This is a genomic window from Vibrio sp. 10N.222.55.A1 (assembly GCF_041473835.1).
Lineage (GTDB): Bacteria > Pseudomonadota > Gammaproteobacteria > Enterobacterales > Vibrionaceae > Vibrio > Vibrio crassostreae_C.
This window is the reverse complement of sequence record NZ_JBFRSX010000101.1, coordinates 1-12,402: the sequence shown is the minus strand read 5'-3', so window position 1 is coordinate 12,402 and position 12,402 is coordinate 1. Positions and strand designations below refer to the sequence as shown.

The following is a 12,402-nucleotide window of genomic DNA, read 5'->3' as shown; positions in this document are numbered from 1 at the left end:
TGTTCATGGCACGCTTACGCTAGATAAGCACACCTATCACTTTATAAGTCATAGCTAAATACCAATACGCCAGATACAAAAAAGGCACCCGAAGGTGCCTTTTTCTTATCTCTTAGAGACTACTCGTAGAGCTTACTCTTCTGAAGAGAAACCAGCGTTTAGAAGTGCTGCTAGATTGTCAGTAGCTTGTTCAGCTGAAGGACCTTCTTGCTCTTCTTCACGTTGTTTTTGACGCTCTTGGTGGTATGCGAAACCAGTACCAGCTGGGATCAGACGACCAACAATTACGTTCTCTTTCAGACCGCGAAGGTCATCACGCTTACCAGAAACCGCAGCTTCTGTTAGTACGCGAGTCGTTTCTTGGAACGATGCAGCTGAGATGAATGACTCAGTTGCAAGAGATGCTTTAGTAATACCTAGTAGATCACGTTCGAAACGTACTAGTTCTTTACCTTCAGCTTCTAGCTTACGGTTAGCAATCTTAACATTGTGGTACTCAACTTGTTCGCCAGGTAGGAACGGAGAGTCACCAGAATGAGTGATTGTACACTTACGTAGCATTTGACGAACGATAGTCTCGATGTGCTTATCGTTAATCTTTACGCCTTGTAAGCGGTAAACTTCTTGAACTTCGTTCGCGATGTACTGAGTTACTGCGTGGATACCACGTAGACGCAGGATATCGTGTGGAGTTTCAGGACCGTCGGCGATTACATCACCACGTTCAATCTTCTCACCTTCGAACACGTTCAATTGACGATGCTTAGGAATCATCTCTTCGTAAGCGTCACCGCCTTCACGAGTGATTACTAGACGACGCTTACCTTTCGTTTCTTTACCGAAAGACACAGTACCTGTGTGCTCAGCAAGGATCGCAGGCTCTTTAGGCTTACGAGCTTCGAATAGGTCAGCTACGCGTGGTAGACCACCGGTGATATCTTTGTTTCCGCTCGATTTTTGAGGGATACGAGATAGTGTGTCACCGATGCCAACTTCAGCGCCATCTTCGATGTTTACAATCGCTTTGCCAGGTAGGAAGTAGTGAGCTGGCATATCAGTACCAGGGATCATTACGTCGTTACCTTGCTCATCAACAAGTTTGATAGCTGGACGCATATCTTTACCTGCTGCTGGGCGAGCTGCTGCGTCTGTAACTTCACTTGAAGAAAGACCCGTTAGATCGTCAGTTTGACGAGAAACTGTAATACCATCGATCATATCTACGAATTGGATACGACCTGCCACTTCAGTGATGATTGGCATGGTATGCGCTTCCCAGTTAGCTACAACTTCACCAGCAGTAACTGCTGCGTTGTCGCCTTTGGTTAGCATCGAACCGTAAGGAAGTTTGTGCTTCTCTTTAGTACGGCCGAATTCATCAATAATCGTCATCTCAGATGCACGAGAAGTGATAACCAGTTTCTTATCTTTGTTAACTACGAACTTAGCATTGTGAAGTTTCACAGTACCAGTTGTCTTAGCTTGGATGCTGTTCTCTGCTGCTGCAGTAGATGCCGCACCACCGATGTGGAACGTACGCATCGTTAGCTGTGTACCCGGTTCACCGATAGATTGTGCAGCGATAACACCAACTGCTTCACCTTGGTTCACTAGGTGACCACGTGCTAGGTCACGACCGTAACACTGTGCACAACAACCGAAGTCTGCATCACAGGTAACAACAGAGCGCACTTTCATGCTATCTACTGAGTTGTCTTCCATGATTTGACACCACTTCTCATCAATCAGAGTATTACGTGGAATCAGTACATCTTCAGTACCAGGCTTAAGAACGTCTTCAGCTACTACACGACCTAGAGCAAGCTCAGAAAGTGCAACTTTAACGTCACCACCTTCGATGTGAGGCATCATGTCGATACCTTCATGCGTGCCACAGTCATGTTCGTGTACTACAACGTCTTGAGCAACGTCTACTAGACGACGAGTTAGGTAACCCGAGTTTGCTGTTTTCAGTGCTGTATCCGCAAGACCCTTACGAGCACCGTGCGTTGAGATAAAGTACTGAAGGACGTTTAGACCTTCTTTAAAGTTCGCTGTGATCGGCGTTTCGATGATTGAACCATCTGGACGCGCCATCAGACCACGCATACCTGCTAGCTGACGAATCTGAGCTGCAGAACCACGTGCGCCCGAGTCGGCCATCATGTAGATGCTGTTGAACGATTCTTGCTGTTCTTCTTCGCCGTCACGGTTGATAACTGTTTCAGAAGATAGGTTATCCATCATTGCTTTCGCAACGCGGTCATTCGTAGATGCCCAGATATCGATAACTTTGTTGTAACGCTCACCCGCAGTAACAAGACCAGATTGGAATTGCTCTTGGATTTCGCGAACTTCTTCTTCAGCAGATTCAATTTCATCGTATTTCGCTTGAGGTACAACCATATCGTCGATACCTACAGAAACACCAGAAAGTGCAGCGTATGCAAAACCTGCGTACATGATTTGGTCAGCAAATACTACTGTATCTTTTAGACCAAGCTTACGGTAACACTCGTTAAGAAGAGTAGAGATCTGCTTCTTACCTAACTTTTGGTTAACGATGCTGTACGGTAGGCCAGCTGGAACGATTTGCCATAGCATTGCACGGCCGACAGTTGTATCAACCATCTTCGTTTCAGTAGTGCTGTTACCATCTTCGTCTACTACAGTTTCGGTGATACGTACTTTAACGCGAGCGTGTAGCTCAGCAGTCTTAGTACGGTATGCCTTTTCAGCCTCAGCAGGGCCAGCAAGGTACATACCTTCGCCTTTCACGTTGATCTTGTCACGTGTCATGTAGTAAAGACCCAATACAACGTCCTGAGAAGGTACGATGATCGGATCACCTGACGCTGGCGACAGAATGTTATTCGTCGACATCATCAGTGTACGTGCTTCAAGCTGTGCTTCTAGAGTTAGAGGCACGTGTACCGCCATTTGGTCACCATCGAAGTCGGCGTTGTATGCCGCACACACTAGTGGGTGAAGCTGAATCGCTTTACCTTCGATTAGTACTGGTTCAAACGCTTGGATACCTAGACGGTGAAGTGTAGGTGCACGGTTAAGCAGTACTGGGTGTTCGCGGATTACTTCGTCCAGGATATCCCAAACGATAGCTTCTTCGCGCTCTACCATCTTCTTAGCAGCTTTGATTGTCGTAGCCATGCCACGAGTTTCTAGCTTGCTGTAGATGAACGGCTTAAATAGCTCAAGTGCCATCTTCTTAGGAAGACCACACTGATGTAGACGAAGGTATGGACCTACTGTGATTACAGAACGGCCAGAGTAGTCTACACGTTTACCTAGAAGGTTCTGACGGAAACGACCTTGTTTACCCTTGATCATATCAGCAAGAGATTTCAGAGGACGCTTGTTAGAACCAGTGATAGCACGACCACGACGACCGTTATCTAGAAGTGCATCAACAGACTCTTGCAGCATACGCTTTTCGTTACGTACGATGATGTCCGGAGCAGCTAGCTCTAGAAGGCGCTTCAAACGGTTGTTACGGTTGATCACACGACGGTAAAGGTCGTTCAGATCTGAAGTCGCAAAACGACCGCCATCTAGTGGTACTAGAGGACGTAGATCTGGCGGCAGAACCGGAAGTACAGTCAGAATCATCCATTGCGGATCGTTACCCGATGCAATGAACGCTTCAACTAGCTTCAGGCGCTTAGTAACTTTTTTACGCTTAGTTTCTGAGTTAGTCGTTTCTAACTCTTCGCGCATTTCTTCCACTTCTTGATGAAGGTCCATTGTTGCAAGCAGATCTTTGATCGCTTCAGCACCCATCTTAGCAGTAAATTCGTCACCCCACTCTTCTAGACGATCCAGATACTCTTCTTCAGTAAGCATCTGAGATTTTTCTAGATCAGTCATACCTGGTTCAGTTACTACGTACATCTCGAAGTAAAGAACACGTTCGATATCACGTAGAGGGATATCCATTAGTAGACCGATACGAGACGGCAGTGATTTTAGGAACCAGATGTGAGCAACTGGTGAAGCTAGCTCGATGTGGCCCATGCGGTCACGACGAACTTTAGTTTGTGTAACTTCAACGCCACACTTCTCACAGATAACACCACGGTGCTTCAGGCGCTTGTATTTGCCACAAAGACATTCGTAGTCTTTAACTGGACCAAAAATACGTGCACAGAACAGACCATCACGTTCAGGTTTGAACGTACGATAGTTAATTGTTTCCGGCTTTTTAACTTCACCAAAAGACCATGAACGGATCATGTCTGGTGAAGATAGACCGATTTTGATTGCATCAAATTCTTCGGTCTTATGCTGTGCTTTTAGAAAGTTTAATAAGTCTTTCACATTCAGCTCCTGTAAGGAGTTAAAGGAGCTCACTGCTGTAGCAAGCTCCCTTTTACCAAATAATCCTATCTTCTTTTAAAAAGAAGGAGGGATTACTCTTCGTCTTCTAGCTCGATGTTGATACCTAGCGAGCGAATCTCTTTCAACAGTACGTTGAACGACTCAGGCATACCAGGTTCCATGCTATGGTTACCGTCTACGATGTTCTTATACATCTTAGTACGGCCGTTAACGTCATCTGACTTAACTGTTAGCATTTCTTGTAGAGTATATGCAGCACCGTATGCTTCTAGTGCCCATACTTCCATCTCACCGAAACGCTGACCACCGAACTGAGCTTTACCACCAAGTGGTTGCTGAGTTACTAGGCTGTAAGAACCAGTTGAACGAGCATGCATCTTGTCATCAACCAAGTGGTTCAGTTTCAGCATGTACATGTAACCAACAGTTACAGGACGCTCAAACGAATCACCAGTACGACCATCAAACAGTTTAAGCTGACCAGATTCTGGCAGATCACCCAGTTTAAGTAGTTCTTTGATTAGAGACTCAGAAGCACCGTCGAACACAGGAGTAGCAATCGGTAGACCGCCACGTAGGTTCTTGATCAGTGTACGAACTTGATCATCAGACAGTTCAGCAATATCAACTTTCTGACGAGTATCACCAAGATCGTAAACCTTCTGTAGGAACTCACGGAACTTATGCAGTTCTTGTTGTTCCTTAACCATTTGGTTGATCTTGTCACCGATACCTTTCGCAGCCAAACCTAAGTGAACTTCTAGGATCTGACCGATGTTCATACGCGATGGTACACCCAGCGGGTTAAGTACGATGTCTACAGGCTGACCTTTCTCATCGTATGGCATGTCTTCAACAGGGTTAATCTTAGAGATTACACCTTTGTTACCGTGACGACCGGCCATCTTATCACCAGGCTGGATACGACGTTTAACCGCTAGGTAAACTTTAACAATCTTAAGAACGCCAGGCGCTAGATCATCACCTTGAGTGATTTTACGACGCTTAGTTTCAAACTTCTTATCGAAGTCTGCTTTTAGCTCATCCCACTGCTCAGCAAGTTGCTCAAGCTGTGTTTGTAGCGCATCGTCTTCTAGAACTTGCTCTAGCCATTGCTTACGACCGATAGTATCAAGCTTAGCTTCAGAGTAACCACCAGACAGAAGTACAGCTTTAACACGGTTAAGAAGGCCACCCTCAAGAATTTGGAACTCTTCAGTTAGGTCTTTCTTAGCTTCTTTAAGCTGCATCTGTTCGATTTCAAGTGCACGCTTGTCTTTCTCTACGCCATCGCGAGTGAAGACTTGTACATCGATGATAGTACCCGAAACAGAGTTTGGTACACGTAGAGAAGTATCTTTAACATCAGATGCTTTCTCACCGAAGATAGCACGTAGTAGCTTCTCTTCAGGAGTCAGTTGAGTTTCACCTTTAGGGGTTACTTTACCAACTAGGATGTCGCCACCCTTAACTTCAGCACCAATGTAAACGATACCTGACTCGTCTAGTTTAGACAGAGCAGACTCACCTACGTTTGGAATATCAGCTGTGATCTCTTCAGAACCCAGCTTAGTATCACGAGCCACACAAGATAGTTCTTGGATATGGATTGTCGTGAAACGGTCTTCTTGAACTACGCGCTCAGATACTAAGATCGAGTCTTCGAAGTTGTAACCGTTCCAAGGCATGAATGCGATACGCATGTTTTGGCCAAGAGCTAGTTCACCAAGGTCTGTTGAAGGACCATCAGCAAGAACATCGCCACGTGCAACTGGTTCACCAGGAAGTACAGTTGGACGTTGGTTAATACATGTGTTTTGGTTCGAACGCGTGTACTTAGTTAGGTTGTAGATATCGATACCAGCTTCGCCAGGTACCAATTCATCTTCGTTAACCTTAACTACGATACGAGAAGCGTCTACAGACTGAACTTGACCACCACGTTTAGCAACCGCTGTAACACCAGAGTCAACTGCGATGTTACGTTCGATACCAGTACCTACTAGAGGCTTATCAGCCTTAAGTGTTGGTACAGCTTGACGTTGCATGTTGGCACCCATCAATGCACGGTTCGCATCATCGTGTTCTAGGAACGGGATAAGCGAAGCAGCGATAGATACTACTTGGTTTGTCGCAACGTCCATGTAGTCAACGTGATCGCGTGGGTGAAGACCAGATTCACCTTTTTGACGAGCTGTGATTAGCTCATCTGCAAACGTACCTTCTTCAGTAAGAATGGTGTTTGCTTGCGCGATTACGAATTGACCTTCCTGGATTGCAGACAGGTAATCAACTTCTTCTGTTACTACACCATCTACTACACGACGGTACGGAGTTTCTAGGAAACCGTAATCGTTACAACGTGCAAACGCAGATAGTGAGTTAATTAGACCGATGTTTGGACCTTCAGGCGTTTCGATCGGACATAGACGACCGTAGTGAGTTACGTGAACGTCACGTACTTCGAAGCCTGCGCGCTCACGAGTAAGACCACCAGGACCTAAAGCAGAGATACGACGTTTGTGCGTAACTTCTGACAATGGGTTGTTTTGGTCCATGAACTGTGAAAGCTGTGAAGAGCCAAAGAATTCTTTAACTGCAGCAGAGATCGGCTTAGCGTTGATAAGATCTTGAGGCATGATTGCATCAAGGTCACCAAGGCTTAGGCGCTCTTTAACGGCACGTTCTACACGAACTAGACCAACACGGAATTGGTTTTCTGCCATTTCACCTACAGAACGGATACGACGGTTGCCAAGGTGGTCGATATCGTCCACTTCACCAATACCGTTACGGATACCAATCAGTTTCTTCATCACTTCGATGATGTCTGATTCATCCAGAGTACCGCGCTCTTCTTCTTCTTCACGCTCGATAGAGCTGTTGAACTTCATACGGCCTACAGTTGATAGGTCGTAACGTTCTTCAGAGAAGAATAGGCTTTCGAATAGAGACTCTGCAGCTTCTTTCGTTGGTGGCTCGCCAGGACGCATCATGCGGTAGATTTCTACCAATGCAGAGATGCGATCTACTGTGCTATCTGCACGTAGAGTGTCTGACATGAATGGACCGTGATCTAGGTCATTCGTGAACAGAGTTTGTAGAGCCTTGTGGCCTGCTTGAGACAGGTTAGCAAGAGCTTCTAGGCTAATCTCTTGGTTCGCGCCAACGATGATCTCGCCAGTTGCTTCGTTGATGTAATCTTTAGATGCAACTTTACCAACGATGTACTCTACTGGTACTTCGATGTGCTCAACGCCATCTTTTTCAAGTTGACGGATATGGCGAGCAGTAACACGACGACCAGTCTCAACGTAAGTTTTACCGTTTGCTTCGATGTCGAATGACGCAGTTTCACCACGTAGACGATCAGGAACCAACTCCATAAGAAGAGTTTGGTCTTTCACTTCGAAGTTCACTTTGTCGAAGAACAGATCAAGGATCTCTTCAGTCGATTTACCAAGTGCACGAAGAATAATCGATGCTGGTAGCTTACGACGACGGTCGATACGTACGAATAAGTTATCCTTAGGATCGAACTCAAAGTCTAACCATGAGCCACGGTAAGGAATTACACGTGCGTTATAAAGAACTTTACCTGATGAGTGGGTCTTACCCTTATCACTGTCGAAGAACACGCCTGGGCTTCGGTGCAGCTGGGATACGATAACCCTCTCGGTACCATTAATTACGAAAGTACCATTGTCTGTCATAAGCGGAATTTCGCCCATGTAGACTTCTTGTTCTTTAATGTCTTTTACAGTACCTGCTGGTGCATCTCGATCAAAGATAACTAGACGTAGTTTTACGCGTAGTGGCTTTGAGTAAGTAACACCGCGGATTTGACATTCTTTAACGTCAAAAACTGGCTCACCAAGACGGTAGCTAACGTATTGCAGCTCAGAATTGCCGTTGTAGCTCTGAATTGGAAATACAGAACGGAAAGCAGCTTCAAGACCGTATTGACCTTCTGGATCCTGTTCGATGAATTTGTCGAAAGAATCAAGCTGGATCGATAACAGGTATGGAATGTCCAAAACTTGTGGACGAGTACCAAAATCCTTACGGATGCGCTTTTTCTCGGTATAAGAGTAAACCATGGGGTTCCTCAGCTCGCTGATAAGTGACCCAAACCACCCAAAACACTCTTCAGAGGGGGTGGTGACAAACAGCTGTTTAGTGGTAGTGAACAATCATTTCGAAAAAATGACTGTTTTTTTGCTCGGATTATGACGGTTAAACAGCGGAAATTTCGTCATAGCCCTACAGCGCAAAAAGGCCGGTGGTTAATAAACCACCAGCCATTAGCCTTGCGGCTATGAAATTAAGTAATAATTACTTGATTTCAACAGAAGCGCCAGCTTCTTCTAGCTGTGCTTTAAGAGCTTCAGCTTCAGCTTTGTCAACGCCTTCTTTAAGCGCTGCAGGAGCTGAGTCTACAAGACCTTTAGCTTCTTTAAGACCTAGGCCAGTTGCGCCACGTACAGCTTTGATAACTTGTACTTTGTTAGCGCCAGCAGCAGTTAGGATTACGTCGAATTCAGTTTGCTCAGCAGCAGCGTCGCCGCCAGCTGCGCCACCAGCTACAACTGCAGCTGCAGCTGAAACGCCGAATTTCTCTTCCATAGCTTCGATAAGCTCAACAACTTGCATTACAGACATTTCTGCAACTGCGTCTAGGATTTGCTCGTTAGTAATAGACATAACAATTCTCTTTTAAGTCAACAATAAGTTTAATTTGCAACCAGTGAAAAGCAAGGCTTAAGCCGCTGCTTCTTCTTTTTGGTCACGTAGTGCAGCGATAGTACGAACCAGCTTGCCAGCAGAAGCTTCTTTCATGCACATCATTAGGCGTGCGATAGCTTCGTCGTAAGTTGGTAGTGTCGCTAGTACTTCAGCATCAGTAACTGCGCCTTCAAATGCAGCAGCTTTGATCTCGAAATCTTTGTTCTCTTTAGCGAAGTCTTTGAAAAGACGCGCTGCAGCACCTGGGTGCTCGTTAGAGAACGCGATCAGAGTTGGACCAGTGAAAGTGTCTACTAGACACTCGTAGTCTGTACCCTGAACCGCACGGCGTGCTAGTGTGTTACGAACAACTTTCATGTAAACACCCGCTTCGCGAGCTTGTTTACGTAGAGAAGTCATTGCGCCAACTTCAACGCCACGAGAATCAGCTACAACTGCAGAAAGTGCACCACTGGCAGCTTCGTTGACTTCAGCAACAATTGCTTTTTTGTCTTGAAGATTTAAAGCCATTTGGATTAACCTCTGGTTGTGATTACAGCACTCAATACAAAATGTAATGAGCGTTTACGATGTTATTTAAAAATGAATAAATTCATTTCAAACCACAACATCGCCTACGTAGGTTTTATTAAGCTATCAATAATCTAATGAAAATCGACAGCGCCTACGGTCTTGGGATAGATGATTTCAAATTGCTTTAAAACCACCCAACCACAAATATTAGGCGCAGAAGTATACACTAAATCTGCGCCTAAGCAAATTAGTTTGCTTGAGTGTCAAGACTAGCTTGATCAACAGCAACACCAGCACCCATCGTAGTAGAGATGCTTACTTTCTTCAGGTAAGAACCCTTAGCTGAAGAAGGCTTAGCTTTCTTAAGAGCAACTAGAAGAGCTTCTAGGTTCTCTTGAAGCTGGCTAGCTTCGAAAGATGCTTTACCGATAGTAGTGTGGATGATGCCGTTCTTGTCGTTACGGTAACGAACCTGACCAGCTTTAGCGTTCTTAACCGCTTCAGCAACGTTAGGAGTTACAGTACCAACTTTAGGGTTTGGCATAAGACCGCGTGGACCTAGGATTGTACCTAGTTGACCAACAACACGCATTGCATCTGGAGAAGCAACAACTACGTCGAAGTTCATTTCGCCTTTTTTCACTTGCTCAGCAAGATCTTCCATACCAACAATATCTGCGCCAGCAGCTTTAGCAGCTTCTGCGTTTGCACCTTGAGTGAAAACAGCAACGCGGATGTCACGGCCAGTACCGTGAGGTAGCACTGTTGCGCCACGAACGTTTTGGTCAGATTTACGAGCATCGATGCCTAGGTTAACAGCAACATCTACAGACTCAACGAATTTAGCAGTCGCTAGTTCTTTAAGAAGAGCAACAGCTTCGCTGATTTCGTATTCTTTAGTTGAGTCAACTTTGTCGCGGATTACGCGCATACGCTTAGTAAGTTTAGCCATGATCTTATCCCTCTACCACTAGGCCCATTGAACGAGCAGTACCAGCAATAGAACGTTTCATTGCTTCGATGTCAGCACCAGTCATATCAGCAGCTTTAGTTTCTGCGATTTCCTGAACTTGAGCGTCAGTAACAGTACCAACTTTCTCAGTGTTTGGACGACCTGAACCAGACTTAACGCCAGCAGCTTTCTTAAGAAGAACAGCAGCAGGTGGAGTCTTAGTTACGAACGTGAAAGAACGGTCGTTGTAAACAGTAATAACTACTGGAGTAGGTAGACCTTTCTCAACAGATTCTGTTTTTGCGTTGAACGCTTTACAGAATTCCATGATGTTCACGCCGTGTTGACCTAGAGCAGGACCAACCGGTGGACTTGGGTTTGCCATACCAGCTGCAACTTGCAGTTTGATATAAGCTTCAACTTTCTTAGCCATGATATTTCCTAATATTTTGGGTACATGCGCTAGCCGCAAGGCGAGCTCCCCATAAATTCAATTAACTCTTTTTCACTTCCACAGAAGCAAAAAGGCGCGAAATTATAATCATAATTCGCGCCTTTAACAACCCTAAAAAGGTGATTTTTTATACTCTTTAATTTTAAACAGCTTATGAACTATTTATCCACAGCTTGTTCAAAACTTAGAGTTTTAGTCCAGTTTTTCAACCTGACCAAATTCAAGCTCAACCGGTGTTGCACGACCAAAGATCGATACAGATACCTTAATGCGGCTTTTCTCGTAATCTACTTCTTCAACAGTACCGTTGAAGTCAGCAAATGGACCATCGTTCACACGAACCACTTCACCCGCTTCGAACATTGTCTTAGGACGTGGAGACTCGCTCGCTTTCTCTAGACGGTTCAAGATAGCATCAGCTTCTTTATCAGTGATTGGTGCAGGACGATCAGAGGTACCACCAATGAAGCCCATAACACGCGGAATGCTGCGTACTAAGTGCCATGATTCATCATTCATGATCATTTGAACTAATACGTAGCCAGGGAAGAATTTACGTTCACTTTTACGGCGTTGGCCTGCACGCATTTCCACTACTTCTTCAGTAGGTACTAGCACATCGCCAAATAGTTCTTCCATGTTGTGCATTTTAATATGCTCGCGTAGCGACTGTGCAACACGACCTTCAAAGCCAGAAAAGGCTTGAACTACATACCAACGTTTTTTTGGAGCTTCACTCATGAATCAGAACCCTCTACACCCCAGTTGCTAGAGAAACTAGACGGACCATAATGCCGTCAATTCCCCAAAGCACTAGAGACATAACAATACATACAGCTAAAACGATCAATGTAGTTTGCATAGTTTCTTGGCGAGTAGGCCAAACAACTTTACGAATCTCCATACGAGATTCTTTTGCAAAATCGATCGCAGCTTTACCTTTAGTTGTTGTTGCTGCAACGCCTAGTGCGGCAGCAATCAGCACAACTACACCTGCAGCGCGAATTACAACAGACAATTCACCATACAGGTAATTACCCACAACAGCAGCAGCCAACAGAACAAAAGCGACAATCCACTTCATTGTATCTGCTGCACCTGAGCTATCAGGAGTTTCAGCGTTTGCTTTCATAAAACCAACCTGTGATAAGTCTTAAATATAGACGACAATAACCCCGCTGTTGCAGGGCACATTCCTTTGCGTTGCAAAACAACACATCTAACAGTCATTTTAGTCAAAAAGACCGTTTAATTCTTTGCTAAGAGCAAAAATCGATGTCAAAACATCCAACTCTTTTTTTAGCGCAGAAAAAGGGCATCAAATGATGCCCTTTTTACTAGTGGTTCGTCAAATCTTATGCAAAGATTTTAGCTACAACAC

General features: G+C 45.0%; 8 protein-coding genes. All 8 read right to left on the bottom strand.

The features are described 5' to 3' along the window. Positions 1–132 precede the first annotated feature (132 nt). A complete protein-coding gene (gene rpoC, locus AB4493_RS21260; RefSeq protein ID WP_017060527.1) occupies positions 133–4,335 on the bottom strand; it encodes a DNA-directed RNA polymerase subunit beta' in 4,203 nt (1,400 codons plus the stop codon). A gap of 92 nt (positions 4,336–4,427) precedes the next feature. Next, positions 4,428–8,456 (bottom strand): DNA-directed RNA polymerase subunit beta, encoded by a 4,029-nt coding sequence (gene rpoB / locus AB4493_RS21255; protein ID WP_017060526.1) that lies wholly within the window; start codon positions 8,454–8,456, stop codon positions 4,428–4,430. 235 nt (positions 8,457–8,691) lie between these two features. Next, positions 8,692–9,060, bottom strand: a complete 369-nt coding sequence (rplL, locus tag AB4493_RS21250; protein ID WP_017060525.1) for a 50S ribosomal protein L7/L12 — start codon at positions 9,058–9,060, stop codon at positions 8,692–8,694. A 57-nt stretch (positions 9,061–9,117) separates the two neighbouring features. After that, entirely contained in the window at positions 9,118–9,612 is a 495-nt protein-coding gene (rplJ, locus tag AB4493_RS21245) for a 50S ribosomal protein L10 (protein ID WP_017060524.1), read from the bottom strand. A 250-nt stretch (positions 9,613–9,862) separates the two neighbouring features. Next, complete coding sequence (rplA, locus tag AB4493_RS21240) at positions 9,863–10,567, bottom strand: 50S ribosomal protein L1 (RefSeq protein WP_017060523.1); 705 nt, start codon at positions 10,565–10,567, stop codon at positions 9,863–9,865. Positions 10,568–10,571: 4 nt separating this feature from the next. After that, positions 10,572–11,000 carry a 50S ribosomal protein L11 gene (gene rplK, locus AB4493_RS21235; RefSeq protein WP_010435555.1) on the bottom strand — a complete coding sequence of 143 codons (429 nt, stop codon included), beginning with the start codon at positions 10,998–11,000 and terminating at the stop codon, positions 10,572–10,574. Between the two features lie 213 nt (positions 11,001–11,213). Next, a complete protein-coding gene (gene nusG / locus AB4493_RS21230) occupies positions 11,214–11,762 on the bottom strand; it encodes a transcription termination/antitermination protein NusG (protein WP_010435556.1) in 549 nt (182 codons plus the stop codon). Positions 11,763–11,775: 13 nt separating this feature from the next. After that, positions 11,776–12,153 (bottom strand): preprotein translocase subunit SecE, encoded by a 378-nt coding sequence (secE, locus tag AB4493_RS21225; protein ID WP_010435558.1) that lies wholly within the window; start codon positions 12,151–12,153, stop codon positions 11,776–11,778. Positions 12,154–12,402 lie beyond the last annotated feature (249 nt).

Excerpts from the sequence above, each read along its gene's own strand:
- rplL (WP_017060525.1), bottom strand. The coding sequence starts at position 9,060 with ATGTCTATTACTAACGAGCAAATCCTAGACGCAGTTGCAGAAATGTCT.
- rplK (WP_010435555.1), bottom strand. The coding sequence starts at position 11,000 with ATGGCTAAGAAAGTTGAAGCTTATATCAAACTGCAAGTTGCAGCTGGT.
- secE (WP_010435558.1), bottom strand. The coding sequence starts at position 12,153 with ATGAAAGCAAACGCTGAAACTCCTGATAGCTCAGGTGCAGCAGATACA.
- rplJ (WP_017060524.1), bottom strand. The coding sequence starts at position 9,612 with ATGGCTTTAAATCTTCAAGACAAAAAAGCAATTGTTGCTGAAGTCAAC.
- rpoB (WP_017060526.1), bottom strand. The coding sequence starts at position 8,456 with ATGGTTTACTCTTATACCGAGAAAAAGCGCATCCGTAAGGATTTTGGT.
- nusG (WP_010435556.1), bottom strand. The coding sequence starts at position 11,762 with ATGAGTGAAGCTCCAAAAAAACGTTGGTATGTAGTTCAAGCCTTTTCT.
- rplA (WP_017060523.1), bottom strand. The coding sequence starts at position 10,567 with ATGGCTAAACTTACTAAGCGTATGCGCGTAATCCGCGACAAAGTTGAC.